The organism is Gammaproteobacteria bacterium, assembly GCA_019911805.1.
Classification (GTDB): Bacteria; Pseudomonadota; Gammaproteobacteria; order Thiohalobacterales; family Thiohalobacteraceae; genus JAHJQQ01.
The window spans coordinates 1-22,757 of sequence record JAIOJV010000017.1 but is presented as its reverse complement, the minus strand read 5'-3'; the positions used below and the strand labels follow the sequence as shown (position 1 = coordinate 22,757).

Annotated in this window: 20 protein-coding genes; 11 read left to right on the top strand and 9 right to left on the bottom strand. The window is 65.2% G+C overall.

Annotated features, from left to right (window positions below; genetic code table 11):
- On the bottom strand, nucleotides 1-259 hold a 259-nt coding region (locus K8I04_01350; GenBank protein ID MBZ0070369.1), incomplete at its 3' end, for a GGDEF domain-containing protein.
- Between the two features lie 15 nt (nucleotides 260-274).
- A complete protein-coding gene (locus K8I04_01345; GenBank protein MBZ0070368.1) occupies nucleotides 275-1,156 on the bottom strand; it encodes an HDOD domain-containing protein in 882 nt (293 codons plus the stop codon).
- Between the two features lie 358 nt (nucleotides 1,157-1,514).
- Here K8I04_01345 and K8I04_01340 point away from each other — a divergent pair, with 358 nt between their 5' ends.
- Nucleotides 1,515-2,903, top strand: coding sequence for an MBL fold metallo-hydrolase (locus K8I04_01340; GenBank protein MBZ0070367.1), 1,389 nt, complete (start codon nucleotides 1,515-1,517; stop codon nucleotides 2,901-2,903).
- A 179-nt stretch (nucleotides 2,904-3,082) separates the two neighbouring features.
- Nucleotides 3,083-4,342 carry a mechanosensitive ion channel family protein gene (locus K8I04_01335; protein ID MBZ0070366.1) on the top strand — a complete coding sequence of 420 codons (1,260 nt, stop codon included), beginning with the start codon at nucleotides 3,083-3,085 and terminating at the stop codon, nucleotides 4,340-4,342.
- Nucleotides 4,343-4,376: 34 nt separating this feature from the next.
- On the opposite strand, the gene K8I04_01330 is transcribed toward K8I04_01335, so the two are convergent.
- The 6 genes from K8I04_01330 to K8I04_01305 all read right to left on the bottom strand — a co-directional run bounded on the left by K8I04_01330 (nucleotide 4,377) and on the right by K8I04_01305 (nucleotide 12,846).
- Nucleotides 4,377-5,219, bottom strand: coding sequence for a universal stress protein (locus K8I04_01330; protein ID MBZ0070365.1), 843 nt, complete (start codon nucleotides 5,217-5,219; stop codon nucleotides 4,377-4,379).
- A 13-nt stretch (nucleotides 5,220-5,232) separates the two neighbouring features.
- On the bottom strand, nucleotides 5,233-6,711 hold the full coding sequence (locus K8I04_01325; protein MBZ0070364.1) for a SulP family inorganic anion transporter: 1,479 nt from the start codon (nucleotides 6,709-6,711) through the stop codon (nucleotides 5,233-5,235).
- Between the two features lie 271 nt (nucleotides 6,712-6,982).
- Entirely contained in the window at nucleotides 6,983-7,819 is an 837-nt protein-coding gene (gene nadC, locus K8I04_01320) for a carboxylating nicotinate-nucleotide diphosphorylase (protein MBZ0070363.1), read from the bottom strand.
- A gap of 293 nt (nucleotides 7,820-8,112) precedes the next feature.
- Nucleotides 8,113-9,474, bottom strand: a complete 1,362-nt coding sequence (locus tag K8I04_01315; GenBank protein ID MBZ0070362.1) for an alanine:cation symporter family protein — start codon at nucleotides 9,472-9,474, stop codon at nucleotides 8,113-8,115.
- A gap of 85 nt (nucleotides 9,475-9,559) precedes the next feature.
- Nucleotides 9,560-10,105, bottom strand: a complete 546-nt coding sequence (locus K8I04_01310; protein MBZ0070361.1) for a TIGR02281 family clan AA aspartic protease — start codon at nucleotides 10,103-10,105, stop codon at nucleotides 9,560-9,562.
- Nucleotides 10,106-10,134: 29 nt separating this feature from the next.
- Nucleotides 10,135-12,846: a cation-transporting P-type ATPase gene (locus K8I04_01305; protein MBZ0070360.1), complete on the bottom strand. Its 2,712-nt coding sequence runs from the start codon at nucleotides 12,844-12,846 to the stop codon at nucleotides 10,135-10,137.
- Nucleotides 12,847-12,984: 138 nt separating this feature from the next.
- Between K8I04_01305 and K8I04_01300 the strand changes: the two genes are divergently transcribed.
- The 8 genes from K8I04_01300 to K8I04_01265 all read left to right on the top strand — a co-directional run bounded on the left by K8I04_01300 (nucleotide 12,985) and on the right by K8I04_01265 (nucleotide 20,169).
- Nucleotides 12,985-13,713, top strand: a complete 729-nt coding sequence (locus K8I04_01300) for a DUF1538 domain-containing protein (protein ID MBZ0070359.1) — start codon at nucleotides 12,985-12,987, stop codon at nucleotides 13,711-13,713.
- Nucleotides 13,713-14,504 (top strand): DUF1538 domain-containing protein, encoded by a 792-nt coding sequence (locus K8I04_01295; protein ID MBZ0070358.1) that lies wholly within the window; start codon nucleotides 13,713-13,715, stop codon nucleotides 14,502-14,504. Before K8I04_01300 ends, K8I04_01295 begins: the two co-directional genes overlap by 1 nt.
- Before the next feature lie 3 nt (nucleotides 14,505-14,507).
- Nucleotides 14,508-14,858, top strand: a complete 351-nt coding sequence (locus K8I04_01290; GenBank protein MBZ0070357.1) for a P-II family nitrogen regulator — start codon at nucleotides 14,508-14,510, stop codon at nucleotides 14,856-14,858.
- Nucleotides 14,855-15,268, top strand: a complete 414-nt coding sequence (locus tag K8I04_01285; protein MBZ0070356.1) for a CBS domain-containing protein — start codon at nucleotides 14,855-14,857, stop codon at nucleotides 15,266-15,268. The genes K8I04_01290 and K8I04_01285 overlap by 4 nt, the downstream gene beginning before the upstream one ends.
- Before the next feature lie 383 nt (nucleotides 15,269-15,651).
- Nucleotides 15,652-16,359, top strand: a complete 708-nt coding sequence (gene phoB / locus K8I04_01280) for a phosphate regulon transcriptional regulator PhoB (protein MBZ0070355.1) — start codon at nucleotides 15,652-15,654, stop codon at nucleotides 16,357-16,359.
- Nucleotides 16,360-16,361: 2 nt separating this feature from the next.
- Nucleotides 16,362-17,675, top strand: coding sequence for a phosphate regulon sensor histidine kinase PhoR (gene phoR / locus K8I04_01275; protein ID MBZ0070354.1), 1,314 nt, complete (start codon nucleotides 16,362-16,364; stop codon nucleotides 17,673-17,675).
- A 136-nt stretch (nucleotides 17,676-17,811) separates the two neighbouring features.
- Nucleotides 17,812-18,792 (top strand): phosphate ABC transporter substrate-binding protein PstS family protein, encoded by a 981-nt coding sequence (locus K8I04_01270; GenBank protein ID MBZ0070353.1) that lies wholly within the window; start codon nucleotides 17,812-17,814, stop codon nucleotides 18,790-18,792.
- Nucleotides 18,793-19,020: 228 nt separating this feature from the next.
- Nucleotides 19,021-20,169 carry an OprO/OprP family phosphate-selective porin gene (locus tag K8I04_01265; GenBank protein MBZ0070352.1) on the top strand — a complete coding sequence of 383 codons (1,149 nt, stop codon included), beginning with the start codon at nucleotides 19,021-19,023 and terminating at the stop codon, nucleotides 20,167-20,169.
- A 225-nt stretch (nucleotides 20,170-20,394) separates the two neighbouring features.
- Here K8I04_01265 and K8I04_01260 read toward each other — a convergent pair whose 3' ends face one another.
- Nucleotides 20,395-20,748 (bottom strand): PilZ domain-containing protein, encoded by a 354-nt coding sequence (locus tag K8I04_01260; GenBank protein MBZ0070351.1) that lies wholly within the window; start codon nucleotides 20,746-20,748, stop codon nucleotides 20,395-20,397.
- 230 nt (nucleotides 20,749-20,978) lie between these two features.
- Between K8I04_01260 and K8I04_01255 the strand changes: the two genes are divergently transcribed.
- Nucleotides 20,979-22,481 (top strand): Ppx/GppA family phosphatase, encoded by a 1,503-nt coding sequence (locus K8I04_01255; protein ID MBZ0070350.1) that lies wholly within the window; start codon nucleotides 20,979-20,981, stop codon nucleotides 22,479-22,481.
- Nucleotides 22,482-22,757 lie beyond the last annotated feature (276 nt).

Here is a 22,757-nt window from a genome sequence, read left to right as displayed (position 1 = left end):
GCGGGTCGCGGTGCAGCAGGTCCGGCCAGTCCAGCCCACCGGCACAGCTCAGGGTGTCGCCGTCGAGCAGGAACAGGGAGCAGCACTCGAACTCGTTGTGCTCCATGAGGACGCGCATGGCGTCGCGCAGCAGCTCGTCCTGGCTGCTGCTGTGCAGGCTGAGCCCGGAGAGGCTGCGCAGCGCCGACAGGTCGTTTACCAGCTTGATGAAGCGCTGGTTCAGTTCTTCATAGGCGGCGGTGAACGGGGCGACATTCATGGTAGGTCGGTTGCCTCAGTGCGTATTGGCGAGCGTCCTGGCGAAGGCCCGTGTCTGCTCATCCTGTGCGCGGATCTGGGCGACGGCCTTGTCGATGTCGGCCGCGTCCCACCCGGGGGAGGTGCCGTCGGCCGTGTCGGTCGGGGCGGGCTGCGCGTCGGGATCATCATACAGTGCCGCGGCAAAGCGCGCACACCAGGTGACGAGTTCCACCAGCGGTGCCGCGGCGCCGGCGCGCCAGGGTTCGTGGCGGAATTCGATGACATCTGTCACCGCGGCGGGGAGCTGCCAGCGGCGCGCGAGGATGGTGCCGGCCTCGATCTCGGTCATGGCCAGCTGCTCGTTCTCCAGGGAGAGCAGACCCCGTTCCGGCGCGGCCGCCCAGTCGCGGAACACGCGCCCCATGCGGTCGGGGAAGGCGTGTACCAGGACGAGTTGCCCCAGATTGTGCAACAGGCCGCACAGGAACAGGCTGCGTCGCAGCTCCTCGGGCAGGCGTGCGCGCGGCGCGAGACGGCCGCATAGATTCGCCGTCTGGATGGCGCGATACCAGTAGCGCTCCAGCTGGAACTCCGGGCAGGCGCTTACATCGAAGGGTTTGCTGAGGGCGATACCGACGGCGATGCCGCGCACCAGATTCAGCCCGAGCACCCGCACGATGGCGTCCGCGACCGAGCTGATCTCGGTCGGACGGGCGAAATAGGCCGAATTAGCGATGCCGACGATGCGTGCGGCAAGGCCCGGGTCCTGTTCGATCAGGGTGGACAGTTCGCCGATGTCGCATTGGTCGTTGGCGATCAGATCCAGCAGCCGGCAGGCAACGGCGGGCAGCGGCGGTAGCAGCAGGATGTCCTGGATGCGTTTGTGCTGCCGGCTATGGTCGTCGTCGTCGGTCATGGGCGTGAAGCAATCATCTGTCGGTGACGGCATCGCAGGCGTGGTGCGGGCGTGCCGCTGTCAGCATGGCGATGTTGACGGCCGCGGTCAAGCGCCGGCCGGTCGCGCGGTACGGACACGTGCAGTCTTTGCCAGGGGCCGCCGGCCACAGTATCGTCGGAACCCAGCCAGCGAGACTGAAAACCCGATTCTGGCCACGGAAGCACACGGAAGACACGGAACTGAAGCCGCATCCAGACATCCGGCCCGGTACTTGGCGGGTGCATCGGGCGGTGGTGTGCAGCATACGATCTGGCCCGTGTTTTCCCGTCTGCTTCCGGGACGGGTGTGGCGGTTGGAATGAAAGGAGAACAGGGTAATGCAATTACGCTTTCTGGGCGCCGCGCGCGAGGTTACGGGCTCGTGCTTTCTGCTGGAGACCGGCCGGGCGAAGGTCCTGATCGACTGCGGCCTGATTCAGGGCCGCCCGGCCGACGAGGCGCGCAACCGGGAGCCCTTCCCCTTCGCCGTCGAGGACATCGACGCGGTGGTGCTCACCCACGCCCATCTCGACCATTCGGGCCGCCTGCCGCTGCTGATCAAAAGCGGCTATCGCCAGCCTATCTACACCCAGCGGGCGAGCCGTGATCTGTGCCGCATCATGCTCAAGGATGCCGGTCATCTGCAGGAGAAGGATGCCGAGTGGGAGAACCGCAAGCGCGAGCGCAAGGGGTTGCAGCGGGTCGAGGCCCTGTACACCGTCGCCGACGCACAGGCGACCATGCGCTACTTTCGTGCCATGGACTACGATGTCGAACGGCTCATCGCCCCGGGCGTGTGGCTGCGCCTGTACGATGCCGGCCATATCCTCGGCTCCGCCATCGTCGAGCTGCGGGTGCAGGACGACCGGGGTGAGCGCATCCTGGTGTTCAGTGGTGACCTCGGCCACAGCGGCGCACCGATCCTGCGTGATCCCGTGCGTGTGCGGCGCGCTGATCTGGTGGTCATGGAGAGCACCTACGGCGAACGCCAACACCGCAGCTGGGACAGCACCTGGGAGGAACTCCACGGTGTAGTGCGCGAGGCGCGCGCGGCGCGCGGCAACATCCTGGTCCCATCCTTCGCGATCGGGCGCGCGCAGTTGTTGCTGTATGTCCTCAAACAGCACTACCACGACTGGGGGCTGGAGGGCTGGCAGCTGTTCGTCGACAGCCCCATGGCGATCGAGGCGACTGAGGTCTACGCCAGGCACTGGCGGCTGTATGACCAGGAGGCCACTCAGGTGCGCCGTGAGGATGGTGATCCTTTCCGTCCGCCCAACCTGCATCTCAGCCGTACGTCCAACCAGTCCATGGCCATCAACAAGATCCGCTCCGGTGCCCTGATCATCGCTGGCAGCGGCATGTGCACCGGCGGGCGTATCAAACACCACCTCAAGCACAATCTGTGGCGCAGCGACTGTCACGTGATCATGGTGGGCTTCCAGGCGCGCGGTACGCTGGGGCGCGCCCTGGTCGATGGTGCCCGCCATGTGCGACTGTGGGGCGAGACCATCCGCGTGGGCGCGAAGATCCATACCGTGGGCGGTCTGTCGGCGCACGCCGATCAGCATGGACTCATGGACTGGTATGCGGGCTTCGACGGACATCCGCCCGTCGCGCTGGTGCATGGCGAGGAGGACGCCATGCGCAGCCTCGGTGAGACCTTGCAGGGGCGCGGCGTACAGGTCAGCCGTCCGCGACCGGGTGAGGTGCTGAAGATCACCTGATCAACTGCGGTAGTACCTTCGTTGGTCATCCAGGTTTTCCGCAGGTACATGGATGCCGAAACCGCTGCCTGGCCCGCAGCGGTTCATGCACTGCCGACTGCTCAACCGCAGGCGCAGTTCCCGTACCCGCACACAGGCGGGATGCGTGGAGGGAATTGGAATGAAAGCAGGAGTTGAATATGTACGATAACGCCGTCGCATGGATCGTTGCGCTGGGCGCCAATCCCTATCTGCACACACTGTACGCCGGTCTGCTGCTGGTCACCTTCGCCTGGCTGTCCAACTGGGTCGTCAAACGTATCCTGGTGCGCGGTCTGCATCGTATCGCCTCGCGGGTGGCCGATCCGGTATTTCAGGAATTCGGGATCATCAAGCGCCTGTCCAATATCGTCCCCGCACTGGTGATATCCCTGGGCATAAATGCCGTTCCGGGGCTCCCGGAGACGGCCGTGAGCGTCGTGCGCAATGTCAGCAGTGGCTTCATCGTGCTGACCATGGCCCTGGCGCTGAGTGCCGCCCTGGACATCGTCAACTTTGTCTACCAGCGCCGGCCCGACGCCAGTTCGCGCTCGATCAAGGGCTATGTACAGGTGGTCAAGATCTTCGTGTATGCGATCGCCACCCTGCTGATCATCGCCACCCTGATCGATCGTTCCCCCTTGATCCTGCTCTCCGGTCTCGGTGCCATGGCGGCGGTACTGATGCTGGTCTTTCAGGATACCCTGCTGTCCCTGGTGGCGAGTGTCCAGATATCCTCCGGTGACATCGTCCGCGTCGGTGACTGGATCGAGATGCCGCAGCTCAACGCCGATGGCGACGTCATCGATATCGCGTTGCACACAGTGAAGGTGCAGAACTGGGACAAGACTATCACCACCATCCCCACCAAACGCCTGATCAGCGATTCGTTCAAGAACTGGCGGGGCATGGCGGAGAGCGGTGGGCGGCGTATCAAGCGCAGCATCTACCTGGATCAGCAGAGCGTACATTTCCTCAGCGATGAGGAGCGCGAACACCTGCATCGCTTCCGGCTCCTGGACGATTACCTGCAGGAAAAGAAGAGTGAGATCGATGCGTGGAACGAGGGTCTGGCGCAGGCCGGCGAGGAGGCCGTGAACACGCGCCGGTTGACCAACATCGGCTGCTTTCGCGCCTACGTGGTGCGTTATCTGCGCAGTCATCCCGGGATCCACCAGTCACTGACGCTGATGGTCCGTCAGCTCAGTCCTACGGCGGATGGGCTGCCGCTGGAGATCTACTGCTTCACCAACACAGTGGCCTGGGTGCGCTACGAGGGTATCCAGTCGGACATCTTCGACCACCTGATCGCGATCCTGCCCGAGTTCGGTCTACGCGTCTTCCAGCACCCGAGCGGCGCCGACCTGCGCGAACTACGCGGTGCGTCGGGCCAGCACTCACTGCTCGGCCCGGGCGGCTGAATACCGCCCGACCCGGTGGCCCGATCGCCTGCGATCAGCGCAGCAGCAGTACCGGCACTGTCGCATCGCGGATCACGCTGGTCGTCGTACTGCCGACCAGAAAGCGGCGGATCACGGAGTGGCCGTAGGCGCCCATGATCAGCAGATCGATGTCCTGTTCGCGGCGGTAGTCGCACAGCACACGCTCGACTTCGCCTGCGCGCAGCGCCGCCGGTGCATCGAAGCCGGCCGCGGTGAGCGTGTCGCGGGCCCAATCCAGCTGCGTGCGGTGCTCGGCACTGTCCGCGCCGACCATCACCACATGGCAGGGCAGGCCGCGGAACAACGGGCTGGCCGCGACCATTTCAATACCCTTGCGCGTGGTCGCGCTGGCGTCGAAGGCGAGCATCACCCGGCGCGGTCGGTGGTACTCGGGGGTGGTGACCAGGATCGGGCGGTGCAGGGTGCGCACCACACTCTCCAGGCGGCTGCCAACGTGTTCGCCGAGGTGCTCGTCGTGCTTGCCGAGTACCACCAGGCGGGCGCCGTCCTCCATCTCCACCAGGGTTTCGACCAGGCTGCCGTGGCGCTGCAGCGTGGCGGGATCGGTGACACCGGCGGCGACGGCACGCGCGCGCGCCGCCGCCAGCAATTCGCGGCCCTGTTCCAGCGCCAGCCGGCTGCGTTTTTCGTCGAGTGCGGCGAGTTCCTCCAGCAACGCCTCGCGACTGCCCAGACCGATGTTCCCACTCAGATTGCTCTGGATCGGGTACTCGGACTTGTCCAGCACGTGCAGGAGCAACAGCGGCGCGGTCATACGCAGGCTGGCCCAGGCAGCGTAGTCGCACACCGCCGGTGAGACATCCGTCCCGTCGATACACGCCAATACCTTGGTCATGCGATCGTTTTCCTCAGTGGCTCATCAGTCTGGCGACGGCATCGGGCTTGTCGTGCACGGCGAAGCGGTCAACGATGGTGGCGCTGGCCTCGTTGAGACCGACGATCTTCACTGCAGTGCCCTCACGACGGAACTTGAGGACCACCTTGTCCAGGGCGCTGACCGCGGTGATGTCCCAGAAATGCGCCTGGCACAGATCGATCACGACGGTGTCGATGGCCTCCTTGAAGTCGAAGACCTCGATGAACTCGGCCGCCGAGGCGAAGAACACCTGGCCGACCACACGATAGGTACGGGTGGTGCCGTCGGCGTGGAGTTCCGAGGTGGCATACCGGTACTGGCCGACTTTATTGGCGAAGAACAGCGCCGCCAGCAGCACGCCGACGAAGACACCGTACGCAAGATTGTGTGTGGCGACGACCACCGCGACCGTGGTCGCCATGACAATACTGGAACTCGGTGGATGCTTCTTCAGGTTACGCAGCGATTCCCAGCTGAAGGTGCCGATGGACACCATGATCATCACGGCGACCAGTGCGGCCATCGGGATTTGTGCCACCCACTCACCCAGGAACACAACCATCAGCAGCAGGAACGTGCCAGCGCACAGGGTCGACAGCCGGGTGCGGCCGCCGGACTTCACGTTGATCACCGATTGGCCGATCATGGCGCAGCCCGCCATGCCGCCGAACAGGCCCGCGGTGATGTTGGCCATGCCCTGGCCCTTGCATTCGCGATTCTTATCGCTCGGGGTATCGGTGAGGTCATCGATGATGGTGGCGGTCATCAGCGACTCCAGCAGGCCGACGATTGCCAACGAGACCGAATAGGGGAAGATGATCGTCAGGGTCTCGAGATTCCACGGCACCGCGGGCCAGAGGAATACCGGCAGGGTATCCGGCAGCTCGCCCATATCGCCGACGGTACGGATGTCCAGTTCGAGTGCCATGGCGATGCCGGTCAGTACCAGAATGGTTACCAGCGGCGAGGGTATCGCCCGGGTGAGGTATGGAAACAAATAGATGATCGCCAGGCCGCCGGCCGTCATGGCATAGACATGCCAGGTGACGTTGGTCAGCTCCGGCAGCTGTGCGAGAAAAATCAGAATCGCGAGGGCATTGACGAACCCGGTCACCACCGAGCGTGAGACGAAACGCATCAGCGAGCCCAGCTGCAGAAATCCCGCACCGATCTGCAGTACACCGGTCAGCAGGGTGGCCGCCAGCAGATACTGCAGGCCATGGTCCTTGACGAGGGTGATCATCAGCAGCGCCATGGCACCGGTAGCGGCCGAGATCATGCCCGGCCGTCCGCCGAGGAAGGCAGTAACCACCGCGATGCAGAACGAGGCATACAGCCCCACCTTGGGGTCGACACCAGCGATGACGGAAAAGGCGATCGCCTCGGGGATCAGGGCCAGTGCCACGACCAGCCCGGCCAGCACGTCGCCGCGGACATTGCCCAGCCAATCTTTATTGAACGTATGGAACATTTCGGAACCTGGAGACAACAGTTGCAACACAGCCCGCCAGCATGCGGCTTGCGGCACTTTGGGGATCGTTGGGGTTGACGCGAGCGGGGGCCCGCGGAAAAACAGCTACGTCTATGGCGGTGGGGGGGCTGTAGCGGAAATACGTGACATCGGTGCGACTGCGGCTGAAGGGCGGCGGACTATAGCACGGTGCCGCGGAGAGTGCATCCGCGCGCCCGAAGGCTTGCTCGCGTGGGCGGATCGATGGGCGTAGCGACGTACCCGGCGCGACTCAGACGAAGCGCATCGACAGATCGACAGACACCAGGTCTTTGGTGAGTGCGCCGGTGGAGATGTAGTCGACACCGGTTTCGGCGATGGCGCGGATGGTCTCCAGGGTCACGCCGCCGGAGGCCTCCAGTTTGGTGCGGCCGGCGTTGAGCGCTACCGCTTTGCGCAGGAGGTCGAGGGTGAAGTTGTCGAGCAGCACGATATCCGCCCCGGCCTCGATACCCTCGCGCAGCTCTTCGAGGTTCTCCACCTCGACCTCCACTGGCAGATGCGTGCCGAGCGCGCGCGCCGCAGTGACGGCGGCACCGATGGAGCCGGTGGCGGCGATGTGGTTCTCCTTGATGAGGATGCCATCGTACAGACCGATGCGGTGGTTGTGGCAGCCGCCGGTGCGTACGGCGTACTTCTGTTCCAAGCGCAGGCCGGGCAGGGTCTTGCGTGTATCCAGTATGCGTACCGGCAGACCCTCGGCCGCAGCGGCGTAGCGGGCGGCACGGGTGGCCGTGCCGGACAGGGTCTGCAGCAGATTCAGCGCGGCGCGCTCGCCGCTGAGCAGGGCGCGTGCCGGACCACTGAGTGTGCACAGCACCTGATTCGGCTGCGCGCGTTGGCCGTCGCACAGGTCCCACTGCACCTGGATGCGCGCATCGAGTTCGGCGAACACCGCATCGAACCAGGCGCGGCCACACAGTACCGCCGCCTCGCGGCAGACAACCCGCGCCCTGGCGTGCGCATCCGCAGGGATCAGCGCGGCGGTGACGTCGCCGCTGCCGATGTCCTCGGCAAGCACCCGCCGCACCGTGGCCTGGATCTGCTGCTCGATCGTCTCGAGGCGCATTACGCGGAGATCTCCTGCAGTTCGATAGCGAAGATCTGCGTCGCGTCGGGCGGGATCCCCCCGCCGGCGATGATGTGTTCGTTCATATCATGTCTCCGTTGGTTGTGTGAACCGCCAAGGCGCCAAGACACCAAGTATTCGAACCGCCAAGAACGCCAAGACGCCAAGGATGATTCATGTATAAAGCAAATATGTTTTTACAATAATTTCTCTTGGCGTCTTGGCGTTCTTAACGGTTCCCCCAGATTTTCTTGGTGTCTTGGCGGTTCAAAAAATAGATAAATGAAATGCCGTCACCGTATCGGCACATGCGGCTGCGAAAAATACGTGTCGCGCATTCTCTTCACCAGCCCGGCGAGCAGCAGCAGGGCGATCAGGTTGGGGAGGGCCATCAGGATATTGGCAATGTCGGCGAAATTCCATACCAGTTGCAGCGGCACGGCGGCGCCGAATACCACCAGCAGCGCGTATACGACCCGATAGGGCAGGACCGCGCCCTCGCCGAACAGGAAACGCGCCGAGCGATCGCCGTAATACGACCAGGAGATGATCGTGGAGAAGGCGAACAGCGTCAGGCCGACGCCGACCACCCCGGCACCGGCGGTGCCCAGCGTGGTGCCGAAGGCATGCGCGGTGAGCGCCGCGCCGACCAGCGCCTCGGGGCGGTCGATGTAGCTCCCGGTCACGATGATCACCAGGCCGGTCATGCTGCAGATCACCAGGGTATCGATGAACGGCTCCAGCATCGCGACCAGGCCCTCGCGCACGGGTTCGTTGGTGCGACCCGCGGCATGCGCCATGGGTGAGGAGCCGAGGCCGGCCTCGTTGGAGAACAGGCCGCGCGCCACGCCCCAGCGGATGGCCTCGCCGACCGCGGCGGCGCCGACCGCCGGCACGTTCAGGGCGCCGTCGACGATGGTGGTGATGGCGGCGGGGATGGCGGCCGCATGGTTGATGAGCACCAACAGCGCGGCGACGATGTAGAACAGCGCCATGAAGGGCACCAGCACGGCGGCCACGCGCGCGATGCGGCGGACGCCACCGAGGATCACCAGGCCGACCAGTGTGGCCAGGAGCAGGCCGATGGCCCAGCCGAACCCGCGTGCCTCGGGCCACAGATAGCCGAGCCCGTCGACCACCGAATTGGCCTGCACCATGTTGCCGATGCCGAACGAGGCGATCAGCGCGAAGGCGGCGAACAGGACCGCCAGGCGCTTCATCTGCAGACCGTGCAGCAGGGTGTACATCGGCCCACCGGCGATCTCGCCGGTGGGGCTGACCTCACGGAAGCGGAGCGCGAGGGTGGATTCGGCGAACTTGGTGGCCATGCCGAGAAAGGCCGTCACCCACATCCAGAACAGGGCCCCCGGCCCGCCCAGCGAGATGGCCGTGGCCACGCCGGCGATGTTGCCGGTGCCGACCGTCGCCGACAGGGCCGTGGACAGCGCCTGGAAGTGCGAGACCTCGCCGACGTGGCGCGGATCGGTGTACTTGCCGCTCAGCAACTGGGTCGCGTGGCGGAAGCCGCGCAGTTGGACGAAGCCCAGGCGCAGGGTCAGATACAAGCCGGTGCCGAGCAGCGCGGCCAGGGTGATGGGGCTGCCCCACAGCATGCCGGACAAGGCACCACTCTGTTCGGTAAGCCAGTTCAGGATCTGGTCCATGACGCTGTCCGGGGTGTGGCGCAGGCTTCGGTTGTGGCCCGCAGTCTGTCGCCGGGCAGCCTTCCAGGGGTCGCCATTACGGGCCTTCCGCGGCGTTGCGCAGCGGCCGCAGGATCAGCGTATCCCCCCGTTGGGTGAATTCCAGCCGCTTGAGCACGCTCATGCCGAGCAGGACGTCGTTTTCGCGATAGGCCGGGTTGATGCTGGCCGGCACGTCCCGCAGGACCAGTTCACCGAGTGCCAGGCGGTCGATGCGCGTGCGGTAGCCGGTCACGGTGCCGTTGGCGGTCTGGTAGGTCAGTGGCGCACCGCGCACGAGCCCCAGTTGCGCGGCGAGCCGACCCGGCACCGAGACGTCGCTCGCGCCTGTATCGACCAGGAATTCGACCGGTTCGCCGTTGATGCGCCCGGTCGCGACATAGTGGCCGTAGCGGTTGCGTTGCAGCACCACCTCCACGCCGTCACCGGCCACGCGGCTCAGCACCCGCTGGTTGGGATTGCGTTCGCGTTCCAGGAGGTTGCTGAACAGCAGTGTGAGCAGCCCCAGGCCGGCGACCCAGGCGGCGATACTCATGCCGCGGCCGAGGCGTCTGTCGGGTCGCTGTTCCGGTGGTGTGGGCATGCGGCGATTATACACACCGGCGTAACGCCCTAGCGGACGGGTCGTTCACGCCGCCGCAGCCAGGTCTTTTCGGCCTCGACCAGCAGAAACACGCACAGCGCCATGACCCAGATCGGAATCCACAGGTCCAGCGGCAGCGGCGCCGTACGAAACAGCGTCTGCATGAAGCCGGTGTAGGTGAACAGCACCTGGATCGCACTGACCAGTACCACGGCCAGCAGTACGTAGCGGTTGCCGAGCAGTGCGGTCAGGTTGAGGCTGGAGGCGCGCAGATAGCGGCTGTTGAACAGATACACGATCTCGCCCCCGATCAGGGCGTTCACCGTGGCAGTGCGCGCGACCTCCAGGGTGGCACCTTGCTGCAGAACCCACAGGAAGGTCCCGTAGCTCATGCCGACCAGCAGCAGCGAGACCAGCACGATGCGCCACAGCAGGAAACCCGACAACAGCGCCTCATCGGAGTGCCGTGGCGGGCGGCCCATCAACCCGGGCTCGGCCGGCTCGAAGGCCAGGGCCAGCGCCAGCGTCACCGCCGTGACCATGTTCACCCAGAGGATCTGCACCGGCGTCATGGGCAGTACCTGGCCGAGCAGCACCGCGATCACCACCACCAGCGCCTCCGCACCATTGGTCGGCAGGATGAAGAGGATCGCCTTGCGGATATTGTCGTAGACGGTGCGACCCTCTTCGACGCCCGCGACGATGGAGGCGAAGTTGTCATCGGTGAGCACCATCTCGGCCGCCTCTTTGGCCGCCTCGGTACCCTTCACGCCCATGGCCACACCGATGTCGGCACGCTTCAGCGCGGGGGCGTCGTTGACGCCGTCACCGGTCATGGCCGTGACCGCGCCGTTGGCCTGCAGGGCCTGCACCAGCCGCAGCTTGTGTTCGGGGCTGGCCCGCGCGAACACCTCGGTAGCGCCTACCACCGCGCGCAGAGCGGTATCGTCCAGTGCCTCGATGTCGTGGCCGGTGAGCGCCGTGGCGCCGTCGCCGATGCCGAGTTCCCGGCCGATGGCCGCGGCGGTCACGGCATGGTCGCCGGTGATCATCTTCACCCCGATACCGGCGGAGCGACAGTTCGCCACGGCACGGATCGCCTCCGCGCGCGGCGGGTCGACCAGCCCGACCAGGCCGAGGAGGGTCAGTCCGCCAGCGACGTCCTGGATCTGCAGGCTGTGCTGATCACCAGGCATGCGACGGAACGCCAGTGCCAGTACGCGCCGGCCGCGTGCGGCCAGGGCCTCGGCCTGGGTTTGCCACCAGTCCGGATCGAGTGGCCGATCCCCGCCCACGGCGCGCTGGTGGCTGCACATGTCCAGCACGCTTTCCGGTGCGCCCTTCAGATAGACGCAGACGTGGCCGGTGTGATCGTGATGCAGTGTCGCCATGAAGCGGTGATGCGCATCGAAGGGCACGGCATCGATGCGCGGGCGTTTTCCCTGCTCACGATCGGGTTCCAGTCCGCCCTTGCGCGCGGCGGTGATCAACGCCGCCTCCATCGGGTTGCCGTAGGCGTGCCATTCGCCGTCCTGTCCCTCCAGTACGGCATCGTTGCACAGCAGCGCCGCGCGCAGGGTTTCCATGAGCACGGGGTCGTCCTGCGGGTCGAATGCGCTGTCGCTGCGGCTGAACAGGCCGTGCGGTGCATAGCCGGTGCCGCTGATGCCGATGGGGCCGGCATGGGTGACCACCGTCCGGACCACCATTTCGTTGCGGGTGAGCGTGCCGGTCTTGTCCGAACAGATCACGCTCACCGAGCCGAGCGTCTCCACCGCGGGCAGGCGGCGGATGATGACGTTGCGCGCGGCCATGCGCTGCACGCCGATGGCGAGCGTGATGGTGATGACCGCGGGCAGGCCCTCGGGGATCGCCGCCACCGCCAGCGCGACCGCGGCGAGAAACATGTCGGACAGCGCCTGACCCTGTACCCAGACGCCCCAGGCGAAGGTCAGCCCGGCGAGCAGCAGGATGATGGCGGTCAAGGCCCGGCCGAGGCCGGCGATCTGGCGCAGCAGCGGCGTGGTCAGTGCCTCCACCTGGGCCAGCAGGGCGCTGATGCGGCCGATCTCGGTGTCGCCACCGGTGGCGACCACGAGGCCCAGCCCGCGGCCGGCGGTGATCAGCGTGCCCGAGTAGGCCATGCCCGTGCGATCGCCGAGCAGGGCGTCGGCGGCGACCGCATGGATACCTTTCTCCACCGGCACCGACTCGCCGGTCAGCGCCGCCTCCTCGATCTGCAGTTCGCGCACGTGCAGCAGGCGCAGATCGGCGGGCACCTTGTCACCGGCGGCGAGCTGGACGACATCGCCCGGCACCAGTTCCTCGGCGGGGATCTCCCGCAGGTGGCCGTCGCGCAGCACGGCCGCATGCAGCGAGAGCATATGGTGGATCGCATCCATGGCCTGCTCCGCCTTGCCCTCCTGGATGAAACCGACGATGGCATTGATGATCACCACACCGAAGATCACACCGCTGTCGATCCAGTGGCCGAGCAGCGCGGTGATGGCGCCGGCGGCGAGCAGGACGTAGATGAGGGTGTTGTGGAATTGCAGCAGAAAGCGCATGAGCGCGCTGCGCCGCGTCGGTGGCGGCAGGCAGTTGGGGCCGTGCGCGCGCAGACGGTGTGCGGCGGTTTCTGTCGCGAGGCCGCCTTCGCTGCTGCCCAGGCGCTGCAGACAGTCCTTGCCGGGCAGGGCGTGCCACGCGGGGGGCTCGGGCCGGGTAGTATTCTTCGTCATGGTGATGCATTGTCCTGCGGGGAGCAGTGCGTCGAACACTGATCCAACTGACGACGCGATCCATAGCATGCGCAGACAGAGCATACCGGACCGGTACCGTTCAGGTCATGCGCGCGCCCCCGGTGCGGAGGGACGGCCTTGAACCGACAATTCACAGCCCTTCTACTCGCGCTGCGCGGCAGTGTGCGTGATCTGCTGCCGATCTTTCTGGTCGTTGGCGGTTTTCAGCTCGTCGTGCTGCGTCAGCCGATCCCGGATCTCGGCAACCTGCTGCTGGGCATGCTGCTCGTGGTGATCGGTCTGGCGCTGTTGGTGCGCGGGCTGGAACTGGGGCTGTTCCCGATCGGCGAGAGTCTGGCCTATGCCTTCGCCCGCAAGGGCAGTGTTACGTGGCTGCTGCTGTTCGCCTTCGCACTGGGCTTCGGGGCATCGGCCGCCGAGCCGGCCTTGATTGCCGTTGCCGATAAGGCCGCCGATGCCGCGGTCGAGGGCGGGCTGGTCATGGAGGATGCTCGTCAGGCCTATGCCCTGGGGCTGCGGTTCATCATCTGCCTCGCCGTCGGCATTGCGCTGATGATCGGTGTGCTGCGGATCATCTTCGCCTGGCCCATGCATGTGCTGCTATCGGTCGCGTACGGTATCGTGATCCTGCTGTCGCCGTTCACACCCCGCGAGATCATGGGGATCGCCTACGATTCCGGTCCGGTTTCCAACTCCGTCATCACCGTGCCGCTGGTTGCCGCGCTCGGCGTGGGACTGGCCTCCTCGATCGAGGGACGCAATCCGCTGGTGGATGGTTTTGGGCTGGTCGCCCTGTCCACGGTGATGCCGATGATTTTCGTCATGGTGTACGGGGTGCTGAGCTGATGGAATTCCTCGTCACCGGGATGCGGGTACTGACCACGGCGCTGCTGGCGATCCTGCCGATCGTCGCGGTCGTACTGTTCTTCCAGTTCGTCGCCATCCGTCGGCCGTTGCCGAACCCGCGCCGTGCCTTGCTGGGGCTGCTCTATATCACCGTGGGACTGGTGATTCTGCTGGAGGGATTGGAGCTGTCGCTGTTCCCTTTGGGCGCCATGATGGCCATCCAGCTCACCGATGCGGCCTTCGTCGGCCCGCACACGGCAATCGCCGCCGGCCTCGATTGGCGCGACTATTACTGGGTGTATCTGTTCGCTGCGGCCTTGGGATTTGCCAGCAGCATCGCCGAGCCGGCAGTGATCGCGGTTGCGGCCAAGGTGGCCGAGGTGTCCGGTGGCACCATCAGTCAATGGGGGCTGCGTTTGGCTGTGGCAATCGGGGTGGCGTTGGGGCTGCTGCTCGGTACGGTGAAACTGGTTCTCGGCATTCCCCTGCATCATTTTCTGATCCCCGCCTACCTGTTATTACTGGTGCAGACCCAGCTGGCGCCGCGCAGCATCATCCCGGTCGCCTATGATTCCGGGGGTGTCACGACCTCCATCATCACGGTCCCGCTGGTGACCGCGTTGGGGATCGGGCTGGCGGGCGCGTTACCGGGACGCAGCCCCTTGCTGGATGGGTTCGGGCTGGTGGCCTTCGTCTGCCTGTTTCCGATGATGTCCGTGATGGGCTATGCGCAGCTGAGCGCCTGGTTTGCCAGACGCGCGCAGCGTGAATCGAAAGCCAGAGGAGAATGAGATATGCATTTCAAACTGCTGATCACCCTTATCGAAGACAGCAAGACCAATGCCGTACTCAAGGCGGCGCGACAGGCCGGCGCCACCGGCGCCACCGTGATCAACCAGGCGCGCGGCGAGGGATCGAAAGAGATCAAGACATTCTTCGGGCTGTCCCTGGAGACCCAGCGTGATGTGCTGCTGTTGCTGGTCGAAAGGCATCTCAGCCGGTCGATCCTGGAAACCATCGCCGCCGTGGGCGAGTTCGACAGCAAACCCGGTACCGGCATCGCCTTCCAGATCGACATAGAGGATGCCGTGGGTGTGACCCAGCAGATACGCTCACTCAGTGATGTGGTGGAGGACAAGCTATGACTGACAGTAAACCAATCATCCGGGTGCGCGAGGTCATGAAGACCCGCTTCGACTTCGTCGACGGCATGACCACCGTGGCCGAGGCCCTGCGCACCATGCGGCATGTCGAGACCAAGGCGCTGATCGTGACGCGGCGCGACGACGATGACGAATATGGCATGCTGCTGATCTCGGACATCGCCTGTCAGGTGCTGGCCCGCGACCGCGCCCCGGAGCGCGTCAATGTCTACGAGATCATGACCAAGCCCGTGATCTCCGTCGCCCCCGATATGGACATCCGCTATTGCGCCCGCCTGTTCGAGCGCTTCGACCTGTCACGCGCGCCCGTGATCGAGGACGGCACGGTGATCGGCATCGTCAGCTTTACCGACATGGTGCTGCGTGGGTTGTGTAGGGAGAGTGAGGCGTGAGGAGCAAAAGATAAACCCCTTATTTAGCCACGGAAGCACACGGAACAACACGGAAAAAGTTATTATATAAAACTCCAGGCGAAGATCACGGACTTTACCTGTCGGGTAAGCCCATGCCTCAGGCCCGGCCTGAAGGGTTCCTTCGGTGCGTGGTGCCTCGATGCACCCTGCCAGGCTCCAGCTTCTGCAGAGGGGTCACGATGGCCTCGGTTTTCCAGCAATAGATTTTTTTCCGTGTTGTTCCGTGTGCTTCCGTGGCTAAATAAGGGGTTTGGGGTTTGCTCCTCACTCCTCCACCAGTTCCGACGCGACCAGCTGGCCGGCAAACGGCCTGCGGACCTGTCATGCTACTGTAATATTCATCCGTTCTAATGCCGCCCATTATGCAGCCCGATCATCAGTTTGAAACAACCATTCTGATCGTGGACGATGAGCCGGCCATCCGCGAGATGGTCGGCTTCGCCCTGGAACGCGCCGGCTTTCGCTGGCTGGAGGCGGCCGACGCGGCCCAGGCGCAGGTGGTCATCGCCGATCGGCGGCCCGATCTGGTGCTGCTCGACTGGATGCTCCCCGATCTCAGCGGTATCCATCTCGCCCGCCGCCTCAAGCGCGAGGAGTTCACCGCCGCCCTGCCCATCATCATGCTGACGGCGCGCGGCGAGGAGGAGGATCGCGTCCGTGGCCTGGAGGTCGGCGCGGACGACTACGTCACCAAGCCGTTCTCGCCACGCGAACTGGTGGCGCGCATCAAGGCGGTGCTACGGCGCGCCGGCAAGACCGAGGCCGAAGCCGTGGTCGAGTGCGAAGGCCTGATACTGGACGCGGCCAGTCACCGGGTGACCGCCGCCGGAGAACCGGTGGATCTCGGGCCGACGGAGTTCCGGCTGCTCAACTTTTTCATGACCCACCCGGAGCGCGTGTTCAGCCGCACGCAGTTGCTCGACCGTGTCTGGGGACGTAATGTGTACGTCGAAGAGCGCACCATCGATGTCCATGTCCGGCGGCTGCGCAAGGCCTTGTCGCTGCACGGTCATGATTGCCTGATCCAGACGGTGCGGGGGGCCGGGTATCGGTTCTCTGCACGGGAATAACCTTGTCCAATCCCTGGATCGAAGAGGCTTGGCGCACCGTCGCCATCGCCCTCCTCAGCCTGCTGGTCGGCTGGCTGTCGGGTCATGTCGCCGTGGCGCTGCTGGCCGGCCTGGGCGCCTATGCCGCTTGGCATATGCGTCAGGTCTATCGGCTGGAGCAGTGGCTGCGCCACGGCAAGCGCTTCCATCCGCCGGAAGCGCACGGCATCTGGGAGGAGATCTTCCAGCACATCTACCGTCTGCAGCAGCGTAATCGCAAACGCAAACGCAAGCTCGGCGACATGCTCAGCCGTTTCCAGCAGGCGACCACGGCGTTGCCGGATGCCATCGTAGTGCTCGAGGGCGAGCATATCGAATGGTGGAACGCCGCCGCCCACACGCTACTCGGCCTGAATTACCCGCGCGACGTCGGCCAGCACATCGCCAATCTCCTACGCCACCCGGATTTCGTCGCCTATCTGCGCGGCGGCCGCTTCGACGGTCCCATCCAGATGTCCTCGCCGTGCGACCCGCACATCATCCTGTCGCTGAAGATCGTCGCCTACGGCAAGAATCAGCGACTGCTGGTGGTGCGCGACATCAGCCGTCTGCAGCAGCTCGAGCGCATGCGCCGCGACTTCGTCGCGAACGTGTCGCACGAGCTGCGCACACCGCTGACCGTGGTCACGGGCTATCTGGAGGCGCTACGGGACGACCAGGAGGACGCGGCGGCACGCCGCTGGAACCGCTCGCTGCAGGTCATGCACGAGCAGTCCGACCGTATGCGGGGTATCGTCGAAGATCTGCTGACGCTGTCGCGGCTGGAGACCACGCCGCAGCTGGATCAGCAGGCCCCCGTGGCCGTGCCCGACCTGCTCGCCCGGCTGGTCGAGGATGCTCGCCAGCTGGGTGGCGCGCAGGCACACCGGATCACGCTGGACGCGGACCCGTCGCTGTGGCTGCTGGGCAGTGAGCAGGAGCTGCGCAGCCTGTTCTCCAACCTGGCCTTCAATGCGGTGCGCTACACGCCGGCCGGTGGCAGCATCCGTATGCGCTGGTACGGCGACGCCGGCGGTGCGCACTTCGAGATCACGGACACCGGCATCGGCATCGCCGCCCAACACCTTTCGCGGCTGACGGAACGTTTCTATCGTGTGGACGTCGGCCGCTCGCGCGGCAGTGGCGGTACCGGCCTGGGGCTGGCGATTGCCAAGCACGTGTTGCTGCGCCACGACGGGCGGCTGCGCATCGTCAGCCAGCCCGGCACCGGCAGCACCTTCACCTGCGATTTCCCCGTGGCGCGGGTGCACCACCCGGCACAGCCCACCGTCGGCTGAGCGTCCGACGGCTGTCATACCACTGTCATATCGGATTCACGGATCTGTCATCCGGTCGCGACATACTGCGCCGGGTTACATGATCTGCGCGGGCGGCGCCCGACAGGTTTCAAACACACAAAGGAGAACATACACCATGCGATTCAAGCTTCAGCTCGTATCCGCCATCGCGCCGGCCCTGTTGGCCGTGGCGTGCAGCCCGGCCCTGGCCGAGGGCGCCAAGGTCGACCCCGGCATCGCGGATTACACCAGGTCCAGCGGCGTTTCCGGCAACCTGTCCAGCGTCGGCTCCGACACCCTGGCCAACCTGATGACGCTGTGGGCCGAGGAATTCAAGCGTGCATACCCGAACGTCAATATCCAGATCCAGGCCGCCGGCTCCTCCACCGCACCGCCTGCGCTGACCGAAGGCACGTCCAACATCGGCCCCATGAGCCGCAGTATGAAGGACAAGGAGATCGAGTCCTTCGAGAAGAAATACGGCTACAAGCCGACCCGGATCCGCGTCGCCATCGACGCCCTGGCGGTGTTCGTGCACAAGGACAACCCCATCGAGGGTTTGACCATTCCGCAGGTCGACGCGATCTTCTCCTCCACCCGCAAGTGCGGCGAGGCCGAGGACATCACACGCTGGGGTCAGGTCGGTCTGACCGGCGGCTGGGGAGGCCGCTCCATGCAACTGTACGGGCGCAACTCGGTGTCCGGCACCTATGGCTACTTCAAGGATCACGCGCTGTGCAAGGGTGACTTCAGGAACAACGTCAGCGAGCAGCCCGGCTCGGCCTCGGTGGTGCAGTCGGTGTCGACCACCGTCAACAGCATCGGCTACTCCGGTATCGGCTACGTCACCTCCGGCGTGAAGGCCGTGCCGCTGGCGAAGAAGACCGGCAGCCCCTTCGTCGAGGCGACCGCGGAGAAGGCCATCACGGGTGAGTACCCGTTGTCACGTTTCCTGTACGTCTACGTCAACAAGCATCCGAACCAGCCACTGCCGCCGCTGGAGCACGAGTTTCTCAAGTTGGTGCTGTCGAAGGCCGGTCAGCAAGTGGTCGTCAAGGATGGCTATATCCCGATGCCCGCCAAGGTGGTCGAGGCGGAGCTGAAAAAGCTGCAGTAAGCGACCTCGATCCGATCCCGTCCGTAATTCCAGACCCCCGCTTACGCGGGGGTTTTTCGTGGTGCGCCCGTCATCGATGTCGCATACAGGCGGCGCCTGTTGCTCTGTCATCCGATCGCCATGCGTTCGTCACACGGCTGTCATGCGCGCTTCCTAGACTGCGCCCCGCTGCCGCTGGAAAGGCGCGGCGATCCATGAATCCCACAGAGCAACGATCGGAGATTTCACATGCAGAAGAAACTCATCGCAGCGGCGGCCGTGCTGTCGACCGTCCTGGCGCCCGCGCAGGCCGATGTCAAGGTCAGCACCAAGGGCGGCCTGAAGGTCGAGACCGACGACGGCAACTTCATGTTCCGCACCGGCGGCCGCATCCACCTGGACGCCGCCTTCCACGACGACGACCGGAGCGATCTGGAGGACGGCACCAAGTTCCGCCGCGCGCGCCTGTTCTTGAGCGGCACGATCTACAGGGACTGGGCCTTCAAGGCACAGTATGATTTCGCCGAGGACGATGTCGCCGCGAAGGATCTCTACATAAAGTACAAGCCCTGGGGCATCACCATCGGCCAGTTCAAGCAGCCGCTGAGCCTGGAAGAGCTGACCAGTTCCAACTACACCACCTTCATCGAGCGCGCCTCGATCAACAATCTCGCCACCTCGCGCCGCATCGGCGTGGGCTACAACACCGGCGGCGACAACTATTCTTTCGCCGCCAGCGTCTACGGCCGCAACGTGGGCGAGGACACGGTCGATGACGAGGGCTTCGGCGTCGGTGGACGTCTGACCTTCGCACCCTGGGCGTCCGCTACCCGTGCCCTGCACCTGGGCGTCGCGGCCAGCATGGAAAGCCCGCGGCTGGGTGACGATGCGGCGCGCTTCCGTGCCCGCCCGGAGGCCAACGTCGATGGCGGCCGTCTGATCGACACCGGCAGCCTGAGCGGTGTCGACGACATCAGCAAATACGGCCTGGAGGCCGCCCTGGTGCAGGGTCCATTCTCGCTGCAGGCCGAATACCTGGCGGTCAGCGTGTTGCGCGAGGCCGGCAATCCGGACACCGACTTCGACGGTTACTACGTGTTCGGCAGCTGGTTCCTGACCGGCGAGTCCCGTCCCTACAACGCCAGCAAGGGCCGCTTCGGCCGCGTCAAGCCCACTGCCAAATCTGGTGCCTGGGAACTCGCGGCGCGCTACAGCAACCTGAACCTGAACGACGGCGTGGTCACCGGCGGCGAGATGGATAACTGGACGCTGGGCGTGAACTACTACATGAATGCGAACGCTCGTCTGATGTTCAACTACATCGGCGTCGATACCGACGACAACGCCGGCAACGATGATCCCGGGATCTTCCTGATGCGTGCGCAGCTGGACTTCTAGGAGCCTGTTGGACTTGGGCGATCGTAGCGAGCCGGGTGGGAGAGCGAGGTCATTTTTTTCGATCCTTCGAGGAGCATAGCCGTAGCTATTTGACGAGCAGGACCGGGAAAATGGACTGCTATCCCACTGGCGCAGTAGATCAGCCCCAAGTCCGACAGGTTCCTAGCGGGTGTGGCAGCCGCTTGCGATCATTGCGGCGGCCACGCGCGCCCTGGCCGTTATTTATTACTGTGTTGTGACCGCGTGCTGTAGCGAGGCCGGTGTGGCCGTCAGCATATGGCGCAGGGCGTAGAAATCGCCGTAGCTCATGTGCCGCAGCATGAGGCCGACGCCGACGCCGTCGCCGTGCACGACGCAGGCGGGCAGGTGGTGCTCGCGGCGTGCGCCGTTGCTCGTCTCTGTAACGAACGAGATCTCGAGTTCGGCATGCAGCGGCAGTTGCACGCCTTCGGTCTGGACGTACATGCCTTCCAGACTGACGTCGCGAGTCTTGCCGGTGATGACCCCGACCGGCGCGTAGAACAGCGCGACATCCAATTCGATCGGTTTTCGCTCACTCCAACGGTGTTCCATCGTCATATCGATTCCTCCCAAGGCGTTCCCTTATGCCGGAAATCAGACGGCAGAATGTCGAAAGCAAATATAATGCCAGGATCGGTGCAAGCGGATCGGGCGGCCGCTGTGTCCAGCGTCCGTGGTTCACCGTACCTGCGACTGGTATAGTACCGGCCCGGCATCGCCGATTCGTGTCGTAGCTCACAGAGCGGGGCCTGTCCACATGCCCACAAGCTCGTAACAGGGTGGGTCCATTGACTGCGCCAGACACCACCGCGCCCGCGCCCATCGCGGCAGTCGACCTCGGTTCCAACAGCTTTCACCTGATCGTTGCGCGCCTGCAGGATGGGCAGCTGCGGATCGTCGACCGGCTGCGTGATCCGGTGCGCCTGGCGGCCGGGCTGGGGCGTGGTCTGCGCCTCAGTTCCGAGGTGCGCCGGCGGGCCATCGAATGCCTGCAGCGCTTCGGCCAGCGGCTGCGTGAACTCGGTCCGGACAGTGTGCGCGTGGTCGGCACCAACACCCTGCGCCAGGCGCGCGACCCGGACTTCATCGAGGCGGCCCAGCAGGCCCTGGGTCATCCCATCGAGATCATCGCCGGCGTCGAGGAGGCGCGCCTGATCTACCTCGGCGTGGCCCACAGCCTGGCCGTGGACGAGGGTCGGCGGCTGGTGGTGGACATCGGTGGTGGCAGCACCGAACTCATCATCGGCGAGGGCTTCCGGCCGTTGCGTCTGGACAGTCTGCACATGGGCTGTGTCACGCTGAGTGAACGCTGCTTCCGCGGGGGCAGGGTCAGCAAGGGCAGCTTCGAGGAGGCCGAGCTGCTCGCCGCGCTGGAGCTCGAACCCATCCAGCAACGCTTCCGTCGCCTGGGCTGGGGCAGTGTTGTCGGCGCCTCCGGTACGGTCCGCACGATCCGCGAGATCCTCATCGAACAGGGCTGGAGCGATCAGGGCATCAGTGCCGCCGGTCTGCGCAAGCTGCGCAAGGCCATGCTCGATGCCGGCCACGTCGACAAGCTCAGGCTCAAGGGGCTGTCGGACGAGCGGCGTCCGGTGCTGGCCGGCGGCGTCGCCATCCTCGGCGCCGTGTTCGCGGCGCTCGATCTGGACCGCATGCTGATCGCACAGGGGGCGTTGCGCGAGGGACTGCTCTACGACCTGCTTGGCCGCATCCAGCACGCCGACGTGCGCGAGGCCGCGGTGCAGGCGCTGATAAGCCGCTATCAGATCGATGCCCAGCATGCCGCACGGGTCGAGGCGGTGGCACTCAGGCTGCTGGAGCAGCTGGCGCACGGCTGGGGTCTGGGGCATCCCATGCAGCGCACCTGGCTGCATTGGGCGGCCGGCCTGCACGAGCTCGGGCTGGTCATCGCCCACAGCCAATACCACAAGCACGGTGCCTACCTGGTGCAGCATTCCGACCTGGCGGGTTTCTCCATGCGCGACCAGGCGTTACTCGCGGTACTGGTGCGTGGTCACCGCGGCAAGTTCCCACGCGAGGAGATCGCGGCACTGCCCAAGCCGCTGCAGGAGCCGACGCGGCGGCTCACGATGTTGCTGCGTCTGGCGGTCCTGTTGCGCCGCGACCGTGCCGATGGACCCGTCCCCGAACTCCGGGCGAAGGTCGCCGGCAACGAACTGAAGCTGAAGTTCCCCGCCGGCTGGCTCGACGCCCGCCCGTTGACCCGCGCCGATCTGCTGCAGGAGCGGAAGAATCTCGCCACAATCGATATCAGGCTGACGTTCGGGTGATGGCCGGTGGGTGTCCCCGGCCGGTCGCCGGCGCCCGCCGACGAACGCATGTGCAGCAGGAAACCAGTGTGCTGCCCATGGTATTCATGGCTTTTGCGCCGTGGCCTGGTCTATACCTAACTACGTAGGCGGGCGATCATTGCTCTTTCTGATCGATGGGCTCCGCGCGATGGTCCGGGCCCGCATCGATGACGTCCACACCCGCTGTCCGGCCCGCAGTATTCTTCAAGGAGCGTATATGGAACTGGCATGCAAATATCTGATCGTCGGCGGCGG